General features: G+C 38.4%; 24 protein-coding genes. 9 read left to right on the top strand and 15 right to left on the bottom strand.

The features are described from left to right. Positions 1–2 precede the first annotated feature (2 nt). The 3 genes from AB1284_RS22085 to AB1284_RS22095 form a co-directional block, all read right to left on the bottom strand. Complete coding sequence (locus AB1284_RS22085) at positions 3–1,019, bottom strand: FecCD family ABC transporter permease (RefSeq protein ID WP_429752978.1); 1,017 nt, start codon at positions 1,017–1,019, stop codon at positions 3–5. Continuing rightward, on the bottom strand, positions 1,016–2,062 hold the full coding sequence (locus tag AB1284_RS22090) for a FecCD family ABC transporter permease (protein WP_429752977.1): 1,047 nt from the start codon (positions 2,060–2,062) through the stop codon (positions 1,016–1,018). Before AB1284_RS22090 ends, AB1284_RS22085 begins: the two co-directional genes overlap by 4 nt. A 235-nt stretch (positions 2,063–2,297) precedes the next feature. Beyond that, on the bottom strand, positions 2,298–2,522 hold the full coding sequence (locus tag AB1284_RS22095; protein ID WP_429717804.1) for a DUF1450 domain-containing protein: 225 nt from the start codon (positions 2,520–2,522) through the stop codon (positions 2,298–2,300). 270 nt (positions 2,523–2,792) lie between these two features. Here AB1284_RS22095 and AB1284_RS22100 point away from each other — a divergent pair, with 270 nt between their 5' ends. After that, positions 2,793–3,482 carry an RsfA family transcriptional regulator gene (locus tag AB1284_RS22100; RefSeq protein ID WP_429752976.1) on the top strand — a complete coding sequence of 230 codons (690 nt, stop codon included), beginning with the start codon at positions 2,793–2,795 and terminating at the stop codon, positions 3,480–3,482. A 580-nt stretch (positions 3,483–4,062) separates the two neighbouring features. Beyond that, positions 4,063–4,908 (top strand): lipoate--protein ligase family protein, encoded by an 846-nt coding sequence (locus AB1284_RS22105; protein WP_429752975.1) that lies wholly within the window; start codon positions 4,063–4,065, stop codon positions 4,906–4,908. A gap of 32 nt (positions 4,909–4,940) precedes the next feature. On the opposite strand, the gene pta is transcribed toward AB1284_RS22105, so the two are convergent. Next, positions 4,941–5,912, bottom strand: coding sequence for a phosphate acetyltransferase (pta, locus tag AB1284_RS22110; RefSeq protein ID WP_429752974.1), 972 nt, complete (start codon positions 5,910–5,912; stop codon positions 4,941–4,943). Between the two features lie 224 nt (positions 5,913–6,136). Between pta and hemQ the strand changes: the two genes are divergently transcribed. From hemQ to gerQ, 3 genes are all read left to right on the top strand, one after another. Then, a complete protein-coding gene (gene hemQ / locus AB1284_RS22115) occupies positions 6,137–6,880 on the top strand; it encodes a hydrogen peroxide-dependent heme synthase (RefSeq protein ID WP_429709746.1) in 744 nt (247 codons plus the stop codon). A 202-nt stretch (positions 6,881–7,082) separates the two neighbouring features. Then, positions 7,083–7,505 carry a cell wall hydrolase gene (locus AB1284_RS22120; RefSeq protein ID WP_429752973.1) on the top strand — a complete coding sequence of 141 codons (423 nt, stop codon included), beginning with the start codon at positions 7,083–7,085 and terminating at the stop codon, positions 7,503–7,505. A gap of 26 nt (positions 7,506–7,531) precedes the next feature. Then, positions 7,532–7,948, top strand: a complete 417-nt coding sequence (gerQ, locus tag AB1284_RS22125; RefSeq protein WP_429752972.1) for a spore coat protein GerQ — start codon at positions 7,532–7,534, stop codon at positions 7,946–7,948. Between the two features lie 87 nt (positions 7,949–8,035). Here the strand turns inward: gerQ and AB1284_RS22130 are convergent, their stop codons facing one another. From AB1284_RS22130 to AB1284_RS22140, 3 genes are all read right to left on the bottom strand, one after another. Next, positions 8,036–8,404 carry a DUF423 domain-containing protein gene (locus tag AB1284_RS22130; RefSeq protein WP_429752971.1) on the bottom strand — a complete coding sequence of 123 codons (369 nt, stop codon included), beginning with the start codon at positions 8,402–8,404 and terminating at the stop codon, positions 8,036–8,038. 62 nt (positions 8,405–8,466) lie between these two features. Next, positions 8,467–8,748 carry a YwdI family protein gene (locus AB1284_RS22135; protein WP_429752970.1) on the bottom strand — a complete coding sequence of 94 codons (282 nt, stop codon included), beginning with the start codon at positions 8,746–8,748 and terminating at the stop codon, positions 8,467–8,469. A gap of 6 nt (positions 8,749–8,754) precedes the next feature. Continuing rightward, complete coding sequence (locus AB1284_RS22140) at positions 8,755–9,747, bottom strand: potassium channel family protein (protein ID WP_429752969.1); 993 nt, start codon at positions 9,745–9,747, stop codon at positions 8,755–8,757. A 96-nt stretch (positions 9,748–9,843) separates the two neighbouring features. On the opposite strand from AB1284_RS22140, the gene AB1284_RS22145 reads away from it, so the two are divergent. The 3 genes from AB1284_RS22145 to AB1284_RS22155 all read left to right on the top strand — a co-directional run bounded on the left by AB1284_RS22145 (position 9,844) and on the right by AB1284_RS22155 (position 12,720). Beyond that, positions 9,844–11,127: a purine/pyrimidine permease gene (locus AB1284_RS22145; protein WP_429752968.1), complete on the top strand. Its 1,284-nt coding sequence runs from the start codon at positions 9,844–9,846 to the stop codon at positions 11,125–11,127. A gap of 237 nt (positions 11,128–11,364) precedes the next feature. After that, positions 11,365–12,186 carry a Cof-type HAD-IIB family hydrolase gene (locus tag AB1284_RS22150; protein ID WP_429752967.1) on the top strand — a complete coding sequence of 274 codons (822 nt, stop codon included), beginning with the start codon at positions 11,365–11,367 and terminating at the stop codon, positions 12,184–12,186. Between the two features lie 234 nt (positions 12,187–12,420). After that, positions 12,421–12,720, top strand: a complete 300-nt coding sequence (locus AB1284_RS22155; RefSeq protein WP_429752966.1) for a DUF3817 domain-containing protein — start codon at positions 12,421–12,423, stop codon at positions 12,718–12,720. A 69-nt stretch (positions 12,721–12,789) separates the two neighbouring features. On the opposite strand, the gene AB1284_RS22160 is transcribed toward AB1284_RS22155, so the two are convergent. The 5 genes from AB1284_RS22160 to AB1284_RS22180 form a co-directional block, all read right to left on the bottom strand. After that, positions 12,790–13,467 carry a uracil-DNA glycosylase gene (locus AB1284_RS22160; RefSeq protein ID WP_429752965.1) on the bottom strand — a complete coding sequence of 226 codons (678 nt, stop codon included), beginning with the start codon at positions 13,465–13,467 and terminating at the stop codon, positions 12,790–12,792. A gap of 18 nt (positions 13,468–13,485) precedes the next feature. Beyond that, positions 13,486–14,478 carry an ABC transporter permease gene (locus AB1284_RS22165; protein WP_429752964.1) on the bottom strand — a complete coding sequence of 331 codons (993 nt, stop codon included), beginning with the start codon at positions 14,476–14,478 and terminating at the stop codon, positions 13,486–13,488. Further along, the gene (locus tag AB1284_RS22170; protein ID WP_429752963.1) at positions 14,471–15,388 is read right to left on the bottom strand and encodes an ABC transporter ATP-binding protein; all 918 of its coding nucleotides are present in this window, start codon (positions 15,386–15,388) and stop codon (positions 14,471–14,473) included. The genes AB1284_RS22165 and AB1284_RS22170 overlap by 8 nt, the downstream gene beginning before the upstream one ends. Further along, entirely contained in the window at positions 15,385–16,194 is an 810-nt protein-coding gene (locus AB1284_RS22175) for an SGNH/GDSL hydrolase family protein (RefSeq protein WP_429752962.1), read from the bottom strand. Before AB1284_RS22175 ends, AB1284_RS22170 begins: the two co-directional genes overlap by 4 nt. A gap of 120 nt (positions 16,195–16,314) precedes the next feature. Then, positions 16,315–17,292: a LacI family DNA-binding transcriptional regulator gene (locus AB1284_RS22180; RefSeq protein ID WP_429752961.1), complete on the bottom strand. Its 978-nt coding sequence runs from the start codon at positions 17,290–17,292 to the stop codon at positions 16,315–16,317. Between the two features lie 129 nt (positions 17,293–17,421). Here AB1284_RS22180 and AB1284_RS22185 point away from each other — a divergent pair, with 129 nt between their 5' ends. Beyond that, positions 17,422–18,042 (top strand): YczE/YyaS/YitT family protein, encoded by a 621-nt coding sequence (locus AB1284_RS22185; protein ID WP_429752960.1) that lies wholly within the window; start codon positions 17,422–17,424, stop codon positions 18,040–18,042. 3 nt (positions 18,043–18,045) lie between these two features. Here AB1284_RS22185 and thrB read toward each other — a convergent pair whose 3' ends face one another. From thrB to AB1284_RS22200, 3 genes are read right to left on the bottom strand one after another with little or no spacing between them, the layout of a single operon-like run. Further along, the gene (gene thrB, locus AB1284_RS22190; RefSeq protein ID WP_429752959.1) at positions 18,046–18,969 is read right to left on the bottom strand and encodes a homoserine kinase; all 924 of its coding nucleotides are present in this window, start codon (positions 18,967–18,969) and stop codon (positions 18,046–18,048) included. Beyond that, the gene (gene thrC / locus AB1284_RS22195; protein WP_429752958.1) at positions 18,966–20,024 is read right to left on the bottom strand and encodes a threonine synthase; all 1,059 of its coding nucleotides are present in this window, start codon (positions 20,022–20,024) and stop codon (positions 18,966–18,968) included. The genes thrB and thrC overlap by 4 nt, the downstream gene beginning before the upstream one ends. After that, positions 20,024–21,319, bottom strand: coding sequence for a homoserine dehydrogenase (locus AB1284_RS22200; protein WP_429752957.1), 1,296 nt, complete (start codon positions 21,317–21,319; stop codon positions 20,024–20,026). The genes thrC and AB1284_RS22200 overlap by 1 nt, the downstream gene beginning before the upstream one ends. Positions 21,320–21,376: the final 57 nt, after the last annotated feature.

Below are 21,376 nucleotides of genomic sequence, written 5' to 3' on the forward strand. Positions count from 1 at the left end.
CCTTATCTTGTTTTTACAAGTAAATAAATAAAATACGGTGCGCCTATCACTGAAATGACAAGACCAACTGGTATTTCTGATGTTGTAAGTAAACTGCGTGAAAGAAGATCAGAAAACAATAGCAATAATGTTCCAATTAACGCAGCAGTTGGTAACATGATTTGATGCTTTCCACCTACTAAGCGGCGCGCAAGATGGGGAGCCATTAATCCAATAAAACTAATTCCCCCTGCTACTGCAACAGAGGCACCAGCTAAACAAACAGCAATAAATAGTAACTTGCGGCGTTCCTTCTCAACGTTCAAACCGAGACCAATGGCAGCCGCATCTCCTAAATTCATCACATTTAATGCATGTGCCTTCATAAAGGCAATCGGTAAGAAAATAAGCATCCACGGCAAAACACTTAATACAAACTTCCAATCTGTCCCCCATAAACTTCCCGATAACCAAATCGTAGCAAAACGAAAATCATTCGATGTCATTTTCATCGAGAATACTAGATTCACGGCGCCAAACCCAGCTGCTACGGCAATCCCGACAAGAATTAAACGAATCGGAGAAACCCCGTCCTTCCAAGCGAGCGCATAAATAATAACCGCCGCCAATATTGCACCAACTAAAGCAAAAAACGGCAAAATAAATACAGATAAAATGGAATGCATCGTTACTTTTCCAAAGAAAAAATAAACAAAGACTACAACTGATAATCCTGCTCCGGCATTAATCCCCATAATCCCTGGATCAGCAAGTGGGTTTCGCGATAATCCTTGCATAATTGCACCAGATACCGCTAATGCTGATCCTACTAAAAGAGCAACAATCATTCTCGGCATACGAAAATCAAATAAAATTGTTGTTTGATCTTCTGCTCCAAGCCCAACGAGTGTTTTCAATACTTCAACTGGTGACATTTTGAATGTACCTGTATGTAAACTAATAAAAAATACTGTACAAATTAAAATGCTAATACTAGATAAAATTGAAATATTTTTTTTCGTTACAATTCCTTGATTCACATTTTCCCTCTCCCTTCTTTACGCGCTAAGTAAAGAAAGAATGGTACGCCAACCATCGCTGTTACAGCACCAATTGGCGTTTCAAATGGCGGATTTATAACGCGGGAGATCATGTCGGTGCACTCAATAAGCAAACCGCCTAAGACAGCAGAGCATGGAATCACCCAACGATAATCTGAACCTACAAGAAAGCGCGTTAAGTGCGGGATAACAAGACCAACAAACCCAACAGATCCGGCCATCGAAACTGCACAACCTGTTAATACAAGTACAAGGATGGTTCCGATAAACTTAATGAGCTTCGTATTTTGCCCCAGCCCAATAGCAATGTCTTCACCGAAACTTAAAATGGTAATATACCTTGCTAGCATAATAGCAATCATAAGACAAACGAGACCGATTGGAAGTAACATGTGTAAACTTGTCCATTTTACACCAGCAACACCGCCTGCATGCCACATACTAACTTCTTGCGCTAAGTTAAAATATAATGCAATCCCAGATGAAATTGCGCCTAATAAAGCACTAATCGCCGCACCTGACAACGCTAACTTAATTGGCGTTAATCCCCCCGGAGATGCTGCACCAATTCCATACACGATACTCGCACCAAATGCTGCACCAATAAAGGAAGCAATTACGAACATAAAATATGGCGAATTCGGAAAGAATGCAAACATAATCGCAATTCCAAATACAGCACCATCTGTAATCCCCATAAGTGACGGAGATGCAAGAGGATTTCGTGTCATTCCTTGCATAATCGCACCCGATACCGCTAAAAATGCTCCAACAACTGCTCCTCCAATCGCTCTTGGAAGCCGCAACTCTTGAATAACATTATGGTATGTAATCGATTCATCAAACTGAAACACAGCTTGCCATACTGTTTTCAAACTAATATCGGCAGCACCAAACGATATAGAAGTTGCCATACTTAAAGCTAATAAAGCAGTCCCAACAATTAAAATCATTAAGGCAATAAAGGGACGACTTTTTATCTCTTTTACGTCCACCAATTCTTCTTCGTAAGGCTTTTTCATACTCGCTTCCATCTACAACATCCTAACTTTTAATATACATAAACAATAATGAAATTCATTCTCATCACATGGTAAAAAAAGAAAACCAAGAACAACTCTTGATTTCGATAATGATTATCAATATCATTTTATAAATTTACACTAAAATTTGTCAACCACTAATTTCGTTATACAAAACTTTTTTACGCTCTACAAAACTTTAATGTACAAAAAAAAGATACGACATCGTATCTTTTTACTTGTTTAATTTTGTTTCAATTTTTTTAATTAACTCATCTTCATTTGGTGCTGCAACTGGACGGTTATTTACAAATGCAAATGATTTCTTACGACCAGGACCGCAATACGATTGACATCCAATTTGAATATCTGCACATTCATCTATTTTTTTTAAACGCGGTACTAACGTCTTAATATTCGTTGCCTGACAATCATCACACACACGAAATTCGTTTCCCATTTTATATAACACTTCCTCTATTTTGAAACTTTTCCCAAGTACATATAACAATAAACACTAAATGGTATTTTACCTTTCTTTTCGATGCGATGCAAGTTTTCTTCCTGCCACCAAATCAATCACATACTCTCGCTTTTTCGCACAGCATATATAACCTATAAGCACACTCCCGCTCAAAATCTACCATAATTTTAAAAGCTTTGTATAAAAGCGATTTATTTTGTCCATTCTAAAAATAAGATATTGATAAAAAGAAAGGGAGATGAATCTATGAAAGTAAGACAAGATGCTTGGACTGAAGAAGACGATTTACTTCTTGCTGAAACTGTTTTGCGCCATGTTCGCGAAGGAAGTACACAATTAAATGCCTTTGAAGAAGTTGGTGATAAATTAAATCGTACCTCAGCAGCTTGTGGATTTCGTTGGAATGCTGTTGTGCGCTATAGTTATGATCAAGCATTACAACTTGCGAAAAAACATCGTAAGGATAAAATGCGTGCAAATGGCGGCGAACAGGCGAAAAAACGCCTTCTATATACACCGCCGATTTCATCTACTGTAACAACTGATGAGAACATAACTATTGAAATTGAGCAACCTATTCAACCTATGCAGCCTGTTCAAACTGCACAAGTAACGTCAACAACTTCTTCCATTGCTATGCACGACGTTATCCATTTTCTACAGTCACTTGGAACTTCTAATGTAAAAGTATCCGCGCTTGAAAGAGAGAATGAGAGATTGAAACAAGAAATTGCCGAGTATATGCGAATAAATGCTGAATTAGAAAAGAAAGTGGAAAAACTAGAACAACAATCAACTACAGTTCAAGAAGATTACGAGACACTGATGAAAATTATGAACCGTGCGCGTAAACTTGCATTAATGGACGATGAAGAGCGTACACAAACCTCGTTTCGCATGGATCGAAATGGAAATTTAGAGAAGATTGCAGAATGAAAAGGATGCCATTATAGCATCCTTTTTATTATTGCTTTTATCACAGTAAGGCCCTCTACCTCAAGAGTTACAGAGAAACGTGAGTGATAGCTGCTAACATATGCAGGATTGGCTCACCGTTTGAAATTCTTTCATCTTAGATTCTCTACTAAGATCGCGATAACTCTCTTTTTTCAGATTTTCTTTTAACTCTAGTTTCTTCACACCATTTTCAATCCCTTCAGGTTCTTTTTGACAACATTCCTCTCTACTCTCTCTTTTTTGCTATAATAAAGTGAAACTTCCATCAGTGGGGGTTTTTTCATCTCCCACTGATGGAAAGCTCTCACCAATCGGGCTTTTACGGGCAGTTATCCCCCACCTAGCTTCTTAAGAAAAGCGGAAGCGGCTCGCTCAGAATCGCAGGACGTTGGAGCACCCGGCAGAGAGGTGCTTTTTGCCTCGTCCGAGGGGTCGAAACGGCCGGAGATTCTAGCCGCTAGAGCTAGAAAATGCTTTTCTCTGAATCTTGAGGTGGGGGTTTTACTGCCCACGAATAGCGGGATAAATATTGTTATTTTATAGATAAGGGGTTATTTACATGAGCGATTCTCGTTCGATTTTATCTCAACCAGAGTGGCGCATTGTTGACCAATCAAGCTTAGGTCCACAATTCCACGCGCTGCAGTCTTTCGCAATGGATGATACGTTATGTACAACAGTTGGAAACGGTACATCCGCTGCAACAATGCGCTCTTGGGTTCATCACAATACAATTGTTCTTGGCATTCAAGATACACGATTACCTTATTTAAAACAGGGAATTGAATTTTTAAAGAGTAAAGACTTCCATGTTATTGTTCGTAATTCAGGCGGGCTCGCTGTTGTATTAGATGAGGGTGTTTTGAACGTCTCTCTTCTATTCCAAGAAACGGAAAAAGGCATTGACATCGATCTTGGCTATGATACAATGTGGCATTTAATTAAAGAAATGCTAAAAGATTACGATGTTAATATTGAAGCAAAAGAAATCGTCGGCTCTTACTGTCCCGGCAGCTATGATTTAAGCATTAACGATAAAAAATTTGCGGGTATTTCACAGCGTCGTATTCGCGGAGGTGTTGCTGTACAAATTTACTTATGTGCTACAAATAGCGGTTCAGAACGTGCTGCACTTGTTCGTGATTTTTATAACTTGGCTATTCAAGGAGAGGAAACAAAGTTTACCTATCCTGAAATTATTCCAAGTACGATGGCTTCATTATCAGAATTACTTGGTAAAAACATTACCGTTCAAGATTTAATGATGCGCCTTTTACAAACATTACAACACTTTACACCGCAGTTAATGCCATCTCAGCTTACAATAGACGAGATACCACTATACGAGCATCACTTACAGCGCATTATTGATCGAAACAACAAATCACTTATATTAGAAAACTAAAAAACCCCGCAAATGCGGGGCTTTTTTCATGATTATAATGCTTGAGCTGCTGTAATTAAAGCAAGCTTGTACACTTCTTCTTCGTTACAACCACGAGATAAATCATTTACTGGCATATTTAAGCCTTGTAAGATTGGTCCTACTGCTTCGAAGTTACCTAAGCGCTGTGCAATTTTGTAACCGATATTTCCAGCTTCTAAGCTTGGGAATACGAATACATTCGCGTCACCTTTAATAACAGAACCTGGTGCTTTCTTTTCAGCTACAGATGGTACAAATGCAGCGTCAAATTGGAACTCACCGTCTAATGTTAATTCAGGAGCCATTTCTTTCGCGATGCGAGTTGCTTCTACAACTTTTTCTGTTTCTGAAGATTTTGCAGATCCTTTTGTAGAGAAGCTTAACATTGCAACGCGTGGATCAATACCGAATAATTCAGCTGTTTTTGCACTTTCAATACCAATTTCAGCTAAATCTTGGCTGTTTGGTGCAATATTGATTGCGCAGTCAGCGAATACGTATTTCTCTTCTTCACGTACCATGATAAATACGCCAGAAGTTTTTGTAACGCCTGGTTTTGTCTTGATAATTTGAAGTGCTGGACGAACTGTATCAGCCGTAGAATGAGCTGCACCACTTACTAAACCGTGTGCTTTGCCCATGTATACAAGCATTGTACCGAAATAGTTTTCGTCTTTTAGGATTTCACGAGCAGCATCTTCTGTTGCTTTACCTTTACGGCGTTCAATAAAAGATGCTACCATTGCATCCATTTCTTCATATGTAGCTGGATCGTAAATATCAACGCCTGCTAATGTTAAGTTCATGCTAGCAGCTTTCGCGCTAATTTCTTCTTTATTACCAACTAAGATTGGTTTTACTAATTCTTCTTTTGCTAAACGCTCTGCAGCGCCTAAAATTCTTTCATCAGTTCCTTCAGGAAGTACGATAGAAATGCCTTTACCTTGAACTTTTTCTTTTACTGTTGTAAATAAATCGCTCACCAATAACCCTCCTACAAATTCAAATCCATATTTAAGAATACCGCTTTTTATCTATATTTTAAACTTATTGCTTCTAAAAAATAGGTAAAATGAAAATGATTATATTTTCTTAAAATTCCGCCATGAAATGTGACAATTTTGTGCTCCCAAGATTCCGATACATGCTTTTTCATCTATATATGATATAGTTAACGTGTAAAACTTGATTATTTGAGGTGAACCTAATGAGTGAAGCAGCAAAAACGTTAGATGGTTGGTATTGTTTACACGATTTCCGTTCTATGGACTGGGCGGCTTGGAAAACATTATCTAGTGACGAGCGTCAGCAAGCAATGTTCGAATTTTTAAACATCGTTGAAAAATGGAACAAAACAGAAACTGCAAAACAAGGTAGCCATGCAATGTATACAATCGTTGGGCAAAAGGCTGATATCATGTTCATGATTTTACGTCCAACAATGGAAGAATTAAATGAAATTGAAGCAGAATTCAATAAAACAACACTAGCAGAGTATATGCTTCCTACATACTCTTACGTATCTGTTGTGGAGTTAAGTAACTATCTTCCTGCTGAAGAAGATCCGTACCAAAATCCACAAATTCTTGCGCGTCTATACCCAACATTACCAAAAGCAAATCACGTTTGCTTCTATCCGATGGACAAGCGCCGCCAAGGTGATGATAACTGGTACATGTTACCGATGGAAGAGCGCAAAAAATTAATGTATAGCCACGGCAAAATCGGTCGTCAATATGCAGGAAAAGTACGTCAAATCATTACTGGTTCTGTAGGTTTTGATGATTATGAATGGGGCGTAACATTATTCGCTGATGATGTTCTTCAATTTAAGAAACTTGTATACGAAATGCGCTTTGATGAAGTAAGTGCACGTTACGGTGAATTTGGAACATTTTTCGTTGGAAACATTTTACCAAGCGAGAAGGTCGCAAAATTTTTACACGTGTAAGCTAAAAAGGAACGATTTTCGTTCCTTTTTTTATACCCTACTAACACTCCCGGTTGAATAACCTCCTAACAAAACTAAAGATTATCCCTCATCACAAAACATGGCTTAGTTGTCATATCTGCCCTCTTTTTTTCATACGTATGAATTAGTGATTGTTCTACACTTTCTTTTCTCTAGCAGAGTAATAAGAGAGGTGACACAGATGGGTGTTATTGCCTACACAGAAGAACACTTAAAACTACTCGCAAGGTTAATGCGAGCAGAAGCAGAAGGAGAAGGACCTAAAGGAATGCTTATGGTTGGAAATGTCGGCGTCAATCGCGTAAGAGGGAATTGCTTAGACTTTAAAAAGATTCGAAACCTTCGTCAAATGGTATTTCAAAGTCCTGGTGGATTTGAGGCTACACAAAAAGGTTACTTCTATCAGCGTGCCCGTGAAAGTGATCTCGCCTTAGCAAGGCGTACAGTTCAAGGTGAACGCTTCTGGCCTGCTAATTTTTCTTTATGGTTTTTCCGGCCGGTAGGTGATTGTCCACCAACTTGGTTTAATCAAGAAAATTCTGGTCGTTTTAAAAACCATTGCTTTTTTCAACCAACTGGTGAAAACTGTCCAGGTGTATATTAGTGAACTGAAAAGAGGAGGGATTTTGTATGGCACAGCAACAAAACCCATACTATGGGGGAGGATTTTATCAACCATCTGGCGGATATATGCAGCCGCAACCAGGGCAGCAAATGCCAACACAGCAAACACAACAAACTGCTCAAGCACAACTTGCCGCTTCTCAAGGCATGCTTCCACTTGAGCAATCGTATATTGAAAATATCCTTCGTTTAAACAAAGGAAAACCAGCGACTTTTTTCATGACATATGAGCGCGGCAGCACACTTGGTACACAATCCTATACAGGCATCATTGAGGCCGCAGGACGCGATCATATCATTGTAAGTGAACCTAAGTCGGGAAAACGTTATTTACTGCTTATGATCTATCTTGATTATGTAGAATTCCCTGGAGAAATCACCTACTTCCCAGGACAACAACCAGCAACTTATCCTCCAAGATAATAAGAAAAAGCTGGCAAATGCCAGCTTTTGTTTTATTTTTATCCCGCTATTTGCGGGCGGTGTTCCCCCACTGATGGAAGTTTCACTTTATAAACCTTTTACAACCGCAGTTCCTAGTAAAATCCAGCCTACAATAAACGCTACGCCGCCAAGCGGAGTGATTGGGCCAAAAAATTTCATGCCAGTTGTACTTAATGCATATAGGCTTCCGGAAAACAGAATAATACCTGCCACCATACACCAGCCTGCTGCGCTTACAAGAGAAGATTGAATCTTGTCCATTAACAAAGCTACAACAAATAATCCAACTGCATGAAACATTTGATACGTAACACCTGTTTTCCAAACTTCTAACATTTTCGCAGAGATTTTCCCTTCAAGTCCGTGCGCTCCAAATGCACCAAGCGCAACAGATAATGCAGCTGCAATACAACCTAATAAGAAGAAAATTTTCATTGGAATTCCCCTTTTTATTTTTATAATAAAAAATTTTTACACACAATCCAACTATTTAACTTTTAAAAATCAAAAAGAGAGTTTCCGTTTGCATCCTCTTCTTTTATATATACAGGCTCTCCTGAAAATGTAGCAGTTGGTTGAATCGGCATTTGCGGCGATATAACATGCGTTTGTATTTTCGTCTCAACATACGCAGGAGCTTCCGTCTGTTCTTCGAGCAATAAATCGCATAATGCGCGAACGACTAGAAGATGTTCTTTCGTTTTATGTGATTCGCTTCCTTTCGCTTTTGCAATTTCGCTTGCCATTTTATTCAAAATCTTATCACTAGATATTTGCATTCTTTATCACCTCGTGTTTTGTAATTCTTTCTCAAATTGCTCCAATTTCTCTACTGGACCAAATACTATTATCATATCACGTTCTGCTAATTTTTCCGCCCCTGTTGGGTTATGAATAATATGTCCATCTCGTAAAATCGCTAAAATCGTAACATCAAAACGATTCCTTATATTTTCTTCCATTAATGTTTTTCCAATTAAGGATGACCCTGCAGCTATTTCAATTTCTTCAATAGCAAAATTCTGGTCCGTTCCATATAACACCGTATCTATATAATGGACAGTGAACGGGTTCGCAATTCCTTTTGCAATATGAATTCCCGCCATACTAGAAGGATTAATGACTTTATTCGCACCAGCGCGGCGTAATTTCTCTTCTGACTCTTGTTTTTCTGCCCGAGCTATAATTTTAATATTCGGGTTTAGGCCTCTTGCGGTTAATGTAATAAACACATTTTCTGCGTCACTCGCAACGATTGCCACTAAACCAGCTGCCCTCGTAATACCAGCCTTATGTAACACTTCATCATCTGTCGCATCTCCGTGTACATATAAAAGCTTTTGTTCCGTTAATACGGACTCTTCTCTATCGACAACAATAAAAGGCATGTTTTTTTCCCGTAATTCTTGCACAACTTGCAAGCCAACCCTGCCACATCCGCACACAATAATATGATCTTTTATTTCTGCAATTTGTTTCTCCATCTGCTTCCTCCGCACCGCCTGAAATAAATTCCCTTCAACAATCATAGCCGCTACTACCCCGATCGCATACGTCACAATACCAACGCCAAGCGGAATAATTAAAAGAGCAAAAATCTTCCCTGCTTTCGTTAATGGAACGGCATCTCCATATCCAACTGTTAATACAGTAATCATTGTCATCCAAAATGCTTGAAACATACTAATCTCTTCTATTATCATAAACCCGATTGTTCCAACAATTACAACGAAACACATACATATAATTGCAATAGTCAATTGTTTACGTGCACTCATGATATTCTTTCATCTCTTTTCTCTATGTTCAATCTTTGCCACAACAAATCAAATACATATATACTAGAAACGGAATACAAGAAAGAGGTCGATAAGATGAAAACATTGCTGTCTGCCTTACAATGGGCATTATTTATTTTAGCCGGTAGTCTTATTGTCCCGATTAGTGTTGCTGCTAGTTACGGACTTGAAGGGGCAGAGGCTATCGCTTTTGTACAACGAACATTATTTGTTCTTGGCTTTGCCGGCATATTACAAGCTGTATTTGGACACCGCTTACCAATTCAAGAGGGGCCTGCTGGACTTTGGTGGGGTATATTTTCGTTATACGCAAGCCTCGGAATTGTGTTATTTGGATCAAGTGGTGAAACACTTCGTGTACTGCAATATTCCTTTTTACTAAGTGGTCTCATTTGTATCCTTCTTAGTGTATTGGGACTTATCGATAAGCTCGTACGCTATTTTACACCAACTGTCGTCGGAACATATTTATTTCTTCTCGTTGCCCAGCTAAGCGGCTCCTTTTTGAAAGGGATGTTTGGTCTTGATGGACAACATAAAGAAATACAAGGAAAAGTACTTCTTCTTTCTCTCATTATTATTTTACTATCATTCTTTATTATGAAGCTACCTGTTATCGGACAATATTCTGTTTTATGTAGTATCGTAATCGGTTGGGTACTATTTGCTTACTTCGGGCTCTCTAATCCGATTACACCAGTAAATGATATCGTCCATCTTCCTTCTATCTTTGTTTTCGGTATGCCACGCGCTGAATGGAATATGGTTATTACTGTTATTTTCGTAACACTACTATTGCTTACAAACATGCTTGCAAGTATTCGCGTTGTGCAACAAGTCGTTTCAAAACATGAAGAAACCGCAATGCAAAATCGTTTTAAACAAGCAGGGATTATTACCGGCATCAACCAGATTCTAGGGGGCCTTTTTTCAGCAATTGGGCCTGTTGCTATTTCTGGATCAGCTGGTTTTATTTCAACAACAAATATTTATAAACGATTACCGTTTATTCTAGGTTCAACCTTTATTATTCTTATTAGCTTATTTCCGAAAGTTACATCTTTCTTTGCAGCAATTCCAGTAGCTGTTGGTTATGCAGCTATTTATCCTGTATTTGCAAGCATGATTGGGCTAGCTTTTCGAGAATATGAAACTGTGAAAGATAAAGAGCGCTTATTCAAAGTTTCCGGTCTCGCTCTATTTACCGGGATTGGTGTCATGTTTATCCCATCAGGATCCTTTTCTTCACTTCCACCGTTTCTTGCATCCTTTTTAAGCAACGGCCTTGTACTCGGTTCTGTAATGGCCATTATACTAGAAGTTTTATTTTCTCGTTCAACGGGCAAACAGGCATCATAAATCTTAACAAACACCCTTCCTGCCTAGGTTAATTAAATAAATCGACACGAAATGTAAACTAAATTGGTAAACTTCAAGCATTGCAGTCTATTTTAAGTGTTGTTACGATAATAGAGACATATATGAGCAGACAAGATTCTTCTGCTCGTATATGGATTCATACGGAATCGATTCCATTTACAAAGAAATTCGATGCCTTATAATTTATGTTAAATTCATATAGGAAGGACCATTCAAATGCCTTATAAAATGATTGTACTAGACTTAGATGATACATTACTTCGTGATGACCATACCATTTCACCGCGTACAAAAGAAGCTCTGATGAAAGCACAAGGGCGCGGCGTGAAAGTTGTACTAGCTTCTGGCCGTCCAACATTTGCGATGTGGGCGGTTGCAAAAGAACTTAATTTAGAAGAATACGGAAGTTTTATTTTATCGTTTAACGGTGCAAAAATTATTAATTGCAAAACAAACGAAGAATTATTTAGCAGTACACTATCACCTGAAATCGTTCATAATTTATATAAAACAAGCCAAAACGAGGACGTTTGGATTCATACGTACATCGGTGATAACATTGTAACAGAGGAAAATAATGAATATACAGAAGTTGAAGCTCATATTACGGGTATGCCAATTATTGAAGTTGATAGTTTTGTAGATGCAGTGAAAGAACCTGTTGTAAAAGTATTAATGATGGAAGCACCAGAACGCCTTGCAGAAGTTGAAAAAAAATTACAACAAGAACTTGACGGCCAATTAAGTGTTATGCGCTCAAAGCCATTCTTCTTAGAATTCACAGAAGCTGGCGTAACAAAGGGTACAAGCTTAAACCAACTCATCCAAAAGCTGGGTATTAAACGTGAAGAGGTTATCGCAATGGGCGATAGTTATAATGATCTAGCAATGATTGAATTTGCTGGTCTTGGCGTTGCAATGGGCAATGCACCTGATGACATTAAAGCCATTGCTAATTATGTAACAGACACAAACATGAATGACGGTGTTGCAAAAGTCGTAGAACAATTTGTTTTAAACAGTGAAGTGCTTGTATAGAACAGCTTGCTTGTTGAGGATTAGTTGAACGAACCATCTATAAAATCCAGCTGAAGTCAAATATTTCAGCTGGATTTATTTTTTATTTTTACCAGCTTGTGAAGATATTTTGAACTTTACACTATTTTCATAGTGTAAAGTTTATTTTGGTTTATAATGGGACAAAATAGACTATTTTATTCATAAAAAGAATACAAATTTACTATAGACAAGCTTATATAAGGAGGTCATTTTATGTTATCAACACCGATTGGGCGTTTGAGAGTCATTGGATTACTTGAAGGAATTTCTTTTCTAATCCTTCTATTCATCGCAATGCCGCTGAAATATTTTGCGGGCTTTTCAAAAGCCGTTACTGTAGCAGGTATGGCACATGGTGTCTTGTTTATACTATTCATCTACGCTGTCTTTCAAGTAACCACTATTCATCATAAATCAAAGTCATGGACATTTGGTGCACTTGTTGCATCTGTTATTCCATTTGGTACGTTCGTACTAGATGCGAAATTAAAAAAAGAAGAAGAAAATAAATAAAAAGCAGATCACTACATATGTAGTGATCTGCTTTTGCACGTATAGATATCTAAATGAAAGAACTCTTATTTAGATATTTGGAATTTGCCAATCAATCTCCTGCTCTCCTTGTTCTACTAAGAAGTTGTTTATTTTTGAAAATGGTTTGCTGCCAAAGAACCCTCTGCGTGCTGATAATGGGCTTGGATGAACGGATTCGATAATATAATGATTTGGATTTGTAATGAGCTTTTTCTTTGCCTGAGCAGGTCGTCCCCATAACACAAAGATAACTGGCTTTTCCCGTTCATTTAACAACTCAATAATCCGATCCGTGAAAATTTCCCATCCCTTTCCTTTGTGAGAATTGGCTTCTCCTTGACGTACAGTTAATACAGTATTTAGTAAAAGCACACCTTGTTCTGCCCATTTTACTAAATAGCCGTTATTCGGTATTGGGTAACCTAGATCATCCTGTAGCTCTTTGTACATATTTTGCAGTGACGGCGGCGTGCGTACGCCAGGTTGCACTGAAAAACTTAAACCGTGTGCTTGATTTGGTCCATGATATGGATCTTGTCCTAAAATAAGTACCTTCGTATCTTGATAGCTTGTATAATGCAAAGCATTAAAAATATCTTCCTGCTTCGGATACACAACATGTGTATGATATTCTTCTTTTAAAAATGATTGTAATTGTTGATAGTATGGTTTCTCAAATTCAGGTGCCAGTAAGGGTGCCCAATCATTCTTCAGCATTTGTTCCATTCTTTCACTTCCTATCGATTAATTGACCATATCTTGTTTTGTAAATACCGCAAAAGCAATAATAAGCGATACAACTGCCCATATTGTTAGATTAAGTAATGAAAAGCTCATTGATAATCCCTGCAACGCGGGGAGCTGTCCTGATAAATAATCTGTTAATGATAAATTAACACTAAAAATATATTTTGCACCTTCCCAAGATGTTGCAAAATTATTTAAGATACCTCCAGCAATTAACGCTGCCAGCATAACCCCCATGCCAGCTGGTGTATTGCGAATCAGTACGGAAACCATAAATGAGATTGTGCCGACGACAACCGCAACAAACCAAGCAAGCCCGTAAGCCATAATAATATATTGCCACTGCGGAATAAGATGAACAAAGTTTGTGTTTAGTGTATCCTTTTCAGTTACAAACCCTGTCAGCATTGGTAGGTTCCACCCTGAATAACCAAATACAATTCCTGATATTACGTAAGAAAGAATACCAACAAGCAATAAAATGAGCGAAATAAACAGCACCATCGTTACGTATTTACTTAAAAGAATTTTCCAGCGCCGAATTGGCCGAGTAAGGAGCATTTTCATCGTTCCGTCACTTCGCTCTCCCGATACAATATCAATTGCTATAATCATGACGAGAAGCGGAATAAATAATGTAATTCCTTGTTCAATAAACGCGCGTACAAATGTCGGTGCTCCTGGCGAGCTTGGATTAATATTATGCTCCAAATAATATTGCTGCTGTTCCACTTTTACCTTTAACCACGCTTTCCATTCTTCGGGAAGACGCGAATTATTTAAACGATTTTGTGAATCAACAATTTGCTGCTGCAATGATACTTTCCAATCACTTGTACCAAGACGTTTTATGGTCGTCTGTACTTCCCGATACTGTGCATAAACAAAAATTGGAATTAAAATTGCCAAAATGAGCATGACTACTACAATACGTTTCTTTCGATATATTTTCTCCGCCTCATTATAGACGAGGTTCGCAAATTCACGCATGCTGCTCCCCCTTTGTCAGTTCCATAAATAAATCTTCCAATGTAAATACAATTTCTTTTACACTATGAACGTCTACATCATGTTCTACTAATTTTTTATTATAAAAGCTTACACGTTCTTGATTCATACGGCATAATAATCGCCCTTCTTCTACTACAAGTTCTGTCACTTCATCAGATTTTTCAAGCAATGCCTTTGCTTTTTCAAGCGGTGTCACAACCCATTCCATACGGCCACTCGCTTGCTTCACTAATTCTTCAACCCTTGCTACCGTAATCACTTTCCCTTTATTAATAATCGCAACGCGGTCACAAATCATTTGCACTTCACTTAACAAGTGGCTAGAGATGAATACACTAATGTTTTCCTCTTTCACAAGCGTATGCACAAATTCACGAAGTTCTCGAATACCAGCTGGATCAAGTCCATTTGTCGGTTCATCTAATATAAGAAGTTTCGGATTCCCAAGAAGGGCCTGCGCAATCCCAAGGCGTTGCTTCATTCCAAGTGAATATGTTTTCACCTTATCATGAATGCGTTCATCAAGATGTACCATTTTTGCAATTTCTATAATACGCCCATCAGAAATCCCGCCTAGCATGCGAGCGAATTGCTTTAAATTTTCAAAGCCAGTCAAATATGTATACAGTTCTGGGTTTTCAACAATACTTCCAATTTGCCTCATCGCTCCGCGAAAATTTTCTTTTATATCATAACCACCGATTGAAATTGTTCCCTCTGTTGCTTGAATAAGACCGACAAGCATACGAATCGTTGTTGTTTTCCCCGCCCCGTTCGGCCCCAAAAAACCAAATACTTCTCCTTGCTGTATATCAAACGACACATTTTCAACAAGCGTTTTTTTCTTGATTACTTTTTTTAAATTTCGTACAGACAACACTATCGTCATTTCTCTTCACCCCCAGCAAGCTTTAATTGACTCACAACATTTTGTAATAAACGATCCGCTATGAATGTATAGCCTGTTTCATTCGGGTGAAAGTGATCAGAATACAATAAATCCTTGCCGCGATGTTGGAACATATCAAATGTCGGGACAACATATACGTTTTGATAATCGAGTGCAATTTTTTCTAATGACGCATTCCAATCAACAACAATCGAAGACGAGCCTTTTAACTCTTCCACATCTTCAAATGGATTATACAAACCAATCCAGAAAATTGGGCTGTTTGGATTTAACTGTCGCAGCTTGGATAAAATTTGCTTAGCATTATTTTGAAATGTTACTGTATCAGGATGATATATAGTTAAATCAAGATTCCCAAGCGATTCCCATCCCGGAAATAAGTCGTTTCCTCCAATTGTCAGAACAAGCACATCAGCTTGCTTAATTGCATACTCGGCACCGCCGCTTTCCATTTGTTTCAGTAAATCAGGCATTTTCGCTCCACTCACCGCTAAGTTTGTAAGCGCCACCTTTTGTTTGTATTTTGTTTGCAATTCATTCTTCATACGTCCAATATATCCAATACCTTCTTTATCTCCAACACCGCGCGTTAAAGAATCACCTAAACTAACAATTTGTAACGTTCCTTTTTGTTGTTTCCCTTTTGCTTCTTTTTGCACGGCCGGAGTTAACTTAGAAGCTTTCGGATTTAGAACATCATTTGCACCGACAATAAAGCCGTAAGCAAATAAACAAAAAGATGCAAGTGTAACGAATAAAATAACTTTCACAAATTTCTGTCTCATGCTAAAACCCCTTATCCCCTTATAGATTGACCATATTATACCAAACGAAAATTCGAAAAGCGATTTTCATCAGCCTACGAAAAAAGCACAATCACTTTAATGAAGATTGTGCTTTACTCCTTATGTTGTCAGTCTTTCCGTTAATTTCGCAAATAACTCAATTCTTTTTCCTTCTTTTTCTCTACTCGCAATTTGGTCATGCAAAATTGTAAATGCACCTGCACCAACCTCCACACTCGAATGAGCAATTGTTGTAATATCTAGTATCTCTGCAACTTGCTGATCATCACAACCAATAATCGTGATATCACCTGGAATAGAAAGTCCGCTTTTTTTGGCGGCAGTTACAATACCCGCTGCAATATGATTACAAGATACGAGAAGGGCTGTTGGACGCTCTTTCATATGAAGCAGTGATTGAACAACACGTGTCCCGTCCTCTATTGTAAAGCAGTCTACAAACTCCCACTCTTCTTTCGGCCTAACATGAATAGAGGATAAAGCGTCCTGGTACGCCTGTTTTCGATTTTGACTGTTGAAGCTATTACTTCGTCCAACGCAGTAACCAATTCGTGTATGTCCCTTTTCTATTAAATATTCCATTCCTAGTGCAAACGTTTTGTAATGATCAATATGAATGCTAGAAATTGTGCCTGATGCTGTATCTTCACACGTCACAATTGGACCAAATTTTGTGTACTTTTCAATCTCCTGACAGGCATTGACTTTCGAACATATAATGACTCCGTCTAATTTTTTCATCTTTAACATATTCAAAATCTCTATTTCTTTATCCGCGCTATAACCCGTTTGGCAGAGCATTATATTGTAATTATGTTTTGCAGCCTCTCTTGAAATACCTTCTATAATTGCACTGTAATATTGATTATTTACAAATGGAAGAAGCACACCGATAACATTCGTTTTTCCTCGTACTAAATGAATCGCATTCGAATTTTGCGTGTAATTTAACTTTTCGATAATTGCTAATATCTCTTTTCGTTTTTGTTCATTTACATACGGATGATTATTTAAAACACGAGAAACAGTAGAAACCGAGACCCTCGCCATTTCTGCGATTTTTTTTATATTTGGCATCATACTCTCTCCCTTCCCACTACATATTAACGCATACAAAAAATTTTATAAATGTCTCCTTGACCTGGTAAGCTTTCCACATTATAACCTGTGATAGCAAACTAAATAAGAAAGGATTTATATTTTATTATGATTTTAAAATTAGAGCACATATTTTTCATAGGTGGATTACTATTACTTTCTCTAGGTATCAATATGATGACAACGATTACTTCATTTGGTCTTAGTCCGTATGATTCCCTTTTCATTGCCTTATATCAAAATTTTGGTTTAAGCATCGGCTCTTGGATGTTTATTATTAATTTCATCTTTACCCTTATCGTACTATCTATGAACCGAAAGCGCATTACAATTGGTACAATCGTGACGATGGTGCTAATCTCCGTTTTTGTTGATATGATTGGCTCAGTTGCATTTATAATGGATGGCATTCGAGCTCTTCCGAAGTATATAACACTTGTATGCGGAAATTTATTTGTTGGATCAGGTATCGGTATCTATGTTTCATCACAGCTTGGCACTGCGCCGCAAGAAGCATTTGTTTTAACAATCTCTGAAAAAACAAAGTGGTCCTTTCGAAAAACAGAAATTTCTCTAGCTTGTCTATTTTTAGTTGGTAGTTTCATGCTACATGGTCCCATTTATTTCGGTACCATTATTCTATCTTTTACAACAGGCTGGATCATTCAAGCATTTATTCAAATCGGCTCAAAGGTATTACAAAGTTATCGTACGCAAGAAGCCCATTGAAAGTTATATACTTTCAATGGGCTTTTGTTGTTCATGTATAATATGAACCCCTTCGTTGACAACTTGAAGCGTTTCTACCACGCAATGACTAAAAATAGATTGCAGCCATACCTTCACTTCGTCAGCACTTCCTTTTTTCACATAACAAAGCACAGTTGGCCCGGCACCGCTTAAAGAAACACCATATACATTCTCATGCTCTAATTCATGAAGTTTTTGTAATTCAGGAACGAGCTGCTTACGGTGAGGTTCATGAAACACATCCCGTTTCATCATTTCCCCAGCAAGCACCCAATCCTCTTTACATAAAGCAGCTACAAGCACATTGGCAACACCGCTGCCGCGAATACCGTCCATATATAACAACCTACTCGGAAGCACATCTCTTGCATGAACTGTTTTTAGTTCATATGAAGGAATAACTGCAACAAGTTCTATGTCATGAATGGGTTGTGAAACAAATGAAATATCTTTTCCATCATATGTTCCTACTATAAGTCCACCATATAATGCCGCTCCAACATTATCGATATGTCCTTCTATTTCCGTTGCAATTAATAACTTTTCTCTTCTAGATAAATGCAATTCACAGAGCTGATCGGCAAGTTCAATTCCGGCAATAATTGCCGAGGCACTGCTTCCAAGTCCCCTTGCTAATGGAATATCACTATCGAGATAGAGACTACAATATGGAAGCTCCTTATTATAACGAGCGGCTATTCCCCTAGCAGTCTCAATCAGTAAATTATTCTCATCTTCTGGAACACCTTGAAGAAGTGGTGTTTTCGCCTTGCACTCCCATCTGTAATGCGAACATACATCTACCGTTAAATACTTACTTACCGCAAGACCAATTGAATCAAAGCCTGGTCCAAGATTTGCTGTACTGGCAGGCACACGAATTGTAAACAGGGGAGCCGCCTTCATCGCAGGACAGCTCCTTGAATGTGTTCAAATACAACTTTTTCATCATTTGGCAAAACAAGCGGCTGAATTTTTTTTGTATCAATTGCAATGTTAGGATCTTTTAAACCATTTCCTGTTAAAACAGCGACGATTTTACTTCCTTTTGTTATTTCTCCTGTTTGTACTTGCTTATAAATACCAGCAAGCGACGCACAAGAAGCAGGCTCTGCAAAAATTCCTTCATACTTGGCAAGCCATTCATAAGCCTGAAGAATTTCTGCATCTGTTACCTCATCAATTTTTCCATTTGAATCATGGGCAGCAGTAACGGCTTTATCCCAGCTTGCAGGGTTACCGATGCGTATTGCAGTGGCAACTGTCTCAGGATCTTCAATTTTATATCCGCGTACAATCGCCGCTGCTCCTTCCGCTTCAAAACCGCGCATTTCCGGTAAACCTGTACCATGCTTTTCGTTATACTCCGTAAACCCTTTCCAGTATGCTGTAATATTGCCCGCATTCCCAACTGGAATGGCTAAAATATCAGGCGCTTTTCCGAGTGCATCACAAATTTCAAATGCTGCTGTTTTTTGCCCTTCAATACGATACGGATTCACTGAATTTACAAGTGTAATGGGCGATGAATCACTTAACTTCCGCACCATTTGCAAAGCATGATCAAAATTCCCGTCAATACTAATAATCTCAGCTCCGTACATGACTGCCTGAGCTAACTTACCATATGCAATTTTTCCGTTCGGAATCATAACAATGCAAGATAAACCTGCGCGCGCTGCATAAGCAGCCGCAGACGCAGATGTATTTCCTGTTGAAGCGCAAATAACTGTTTTGCTGCCAGCTTCTTTTGCCTTTGCTACCGCCATAACCATCCCGCGGTCTTTAAAGGAGCCTGTCGGGTTTGCTCCTTCTACTTTCGCATAAATAGAAACACCCCATTTTTCTGAAAGGTTTTCTAATAAAATAAGTGGTGTATTTCCTTCTGATAACGAAAGCGCCGGCGTCTGATCAGTAATCGGTAAATATTCTTTATAAGCAGCAAGTAGTCCGTTCCACATTAGCGAGCATCTCCTTCAATACGGTAATTCGCTTTTACGCAATCCACTTCTTCGTACGTTTCTAACGTTTCTAAAATATACGCATAGTCTGCAAGGGATGCGCGATGGGTAACGATGACAATCTCAGCTGCTCCTTTCTCTTGTAATGGCATTTGAATAATCTTTTCGAAGCTTACACCGCGTTCAGAGAACAGAGATGTAATTTTGGCAAACACACCTACCTCATCTTTTACATGAAGGCGTAGAAACTTCTTCACATAAATTTCATCTTCCTCTTTTAACACTTTCTCATATTGCGGAGTTACAGCACTATTTCCCGTTACACCAAGACGTACATTTTTCATAACCGCAACTAAGTCAGATACAACAGCTGTTGCTGTTGGTAAACTTCCTGCACCTGGTCCATAAAACATTGTTTCTCCTACCGCTTCGCCATATACATATACCGCATTGTATTCATTTTGAACAGCCGCAAGCGGGTGCGCATTTGGCAGCAGTGTTGGTTCTACTGTCACCTCTAACTTTTCGCCATCACGCTTCGCTACGCCGATTAATTTAATTGTATAACCTAAGCTCTTACTATATGTAATATCATCTTCCGTAATGGATGTAATCCCTTTTACAGTCACATCATGAAGTTCTACATTTGTAGAAAAGCCCAGTGTTGCTAAGATCGTCATCTTTCGTGCCGCATCTAACCCTTCAACGTCTGATGTTGGATCTGCCTCTGCAAATCCAAGTTGCTGCGCTTCATTTAACACGTCTTCGTATGCTCTCCCTTCTTCAGACATTTTTGTCAAAATAAAATTCGTTGTCCCGTTCACAATTCCCATCATTTTCGTAATTCGATCAGAAGAAAGACCTTCCACAATGCTTCGCAAAATCGGAATACCGCCTGCTACACTTGCTTCATAAAACAAATCAGCTTGATTTTCTTTTGCCACAGTAAGAAGTTCTGCACCGTGAAGTGCCATTAAATCTTTATTTGCTGTTACAACGTGCTTTCCGTTTTGCAGCGATTGTAAAATATATGCTTTCGTATCTTCTATACCGCCCATCACCTCAATCACAACGTCAACATCTGGATTATTTATAATATCATCTGGATTTTTCGTTAATAATGTAGGAGTTACTTGGACCTCACGTTCTTTTTCTATGTTTTGTACTAACACTTTTGTTACTTTGACAGGACAACCGATTTGATGCGCTAAACGATCTTGATGATCTTCAATAATGCGCACCACACCGCTTCCTACAGTTCCAAGACCTAATAAGCCAACTCGAATTTCGTTCATAATACTGTCCACCCCTCTAAAAATTGTATTTAGGTGCCATTATATAAGGTAAAATTC

Origin of the sequence: Bacillus sp. S2(2024) (assembly GCF_050474045.1) — a bacterium.
Taxonomy (GTDB): domain Bacteria; phylum Bacillota; class Bacilli; order Bacillales; family Bacillaceae_G; genus Bacillus_A; species Bacillus_A yunxiaonensis.

Excerpts from the sequence above, each read along its gene's own strand:
- AB1284_RS22180 (WP_429752961.1), bottom strand. The coding sequence starts at position 17,292 with ATGCCAAATATAAAAAAAATCGCAGAAATGGCGAGGGTCTCGGTTTCT.
- AB1284_RS22145 (WP_429752968.1), top strand. The coding sequence starts at position 9,844 with ATGAAAACATTGCTGTCTGCCTTACAATGGGCATTATTTATTTTAGCC.
- hemQ (WP_429709746.1), top strand. The coding sequence starts at position 6,137 with ATGAGTGAAGCAGCAAAAACGTTAGATGGTTGGTATTGTTTACACGAT.
- AB1284_RS22200 (WP_429752957.1), bottom strand. The coding sequence starts at position 21,319 with ATGAACGAAATTCGAGTTGGCTTATTAGGTCTTGGAACTGTAGGAAGC.
- AB1284_RS22155 (WP_429752966.1), top strand. The coding sequence starts at position 12,421 with ATGTTATCAACACCGATTGGGCGTTTGAGAGTCATTGGATTACTTGAA.
- AB1284_RS22185 (WP_429752960.1), top strand. The coding sequence starts at position 17,422 with ATGATTTTAAAATTAGAGCACATATTTTTCATAGGTGGATTACTATTA.
- AB1284_RS22165 (WP_429752964.1), bottom strand. The coding sequence starts at position 14,478 with ATGCGTGAATTTGCGAACCTCGTCTATAATGAGGCGGAGAAAATATAT.
- AB1284_RS22120 (WP_429752973.1), top strand. The coding sequence starts at position 7,083 with ATGGGTGTTATTGCCTACACAGAAGAACACTTAAAACTACTCGCAAGG.
- thrC (WP_429752958.1), bottom strand. The coding sequence starts at position 20,024 with ATGTGGAACGGACTACTTGCTGCTTATAAAGAATATTTACCGATTACT.
- AB1284_RS22170 (WP_429752963.1), bottom strand. The coding sequence starts at position 15,388 with ATGACGATAGTGTTGTCTGTACGAAATTTAAAAAAAGTAATCAAGAAA.
- AB1284_RS22130 (WP_429752971.1), bottom strand. The coding sequence starts at position 8,404 with ATGAAAATTTTCTTCTTATTAGGTTGTATTGCAGCTGCATTATCTGTT.
- gerQ (WP_429752972.1), top strand. The coding sequence starts at position 7,532 with ATGGCACAGCAACAAAACCCATACTATGGGGGAGGATTTTATCAACCA.
- AB1284_RS22095 (WP_429717804.1), bottom strand. The coding sequence starts at position 2,522 with ATGGGAAACGAATTTCGTGTGTGTGATGATTGTCAGGCAACGAATATT.
- AB1284_RS22140 (WP_429752969.1), bottom strand. The coding sequence starts at position 9,747 with ATGAGTGCACGTAAACAATTGACTATTGCAATTATATGTATGTGTTTC.
- AB1284_RS22100 (WP_429752976.1), top strand. The coding sequence starts at position 2,793 with ATGAAAGTAAGACAAGATGCTTGGACTGAAGAAGACGATTTACTTCTT.
- AB1284_RS22150 (WP_429752967.1), top strand. The coding sequence starts at position 11,365 with ATGCCTTATAAAATGATTGTACTAGACTTAGATGATACATTACTTCGT.
- AB1284_RS22175 (WP_429752962.1), bottom strand. The coding sequence starts at position 16,194 with ATGAGACAGAAATTTGTGAAAGTTATTTTATTCGTTACACTTGCATCT.
- AB1284_RS22105 (WP_429752975.1), top strand. The coding sequence starts at position 4,063 with ATGAGCGATTCTCGTTCGATTTTATCTCAACCAGAGTGGCGCATTGTT.
- AB1284_RS22160 (WP_429752965.1), bottom strand. The coding sequence starts at position 13,467 with ATGGAACAAATGCTGAAGAATGATTGGGCACCCTTACTGGCACCTGAA.
- AB1284_RS22135 (WP_429752970.1), bottom strand. The coding sequence starts at position 8,748 with ATGCAAATATCTAGTGATAAGATTTTGAATAAAATGGCAAGCGAAATT.
- AB1284_RS22090 (WP_429752977.1), bottom strand. The coding sequence starts at position 2,062 with ATGAAAAAGCCTTACGAAGAAGAATTGGTGGACGTAAAAGAGATAAAA.
- thrB (WP_429752959.1), bottom strand. The coding sequence starts at position 18,969 with ATGAAGGCGGCTCCCCTGTTTACAATTCGTGTGCCTGCCAGTACAGCA.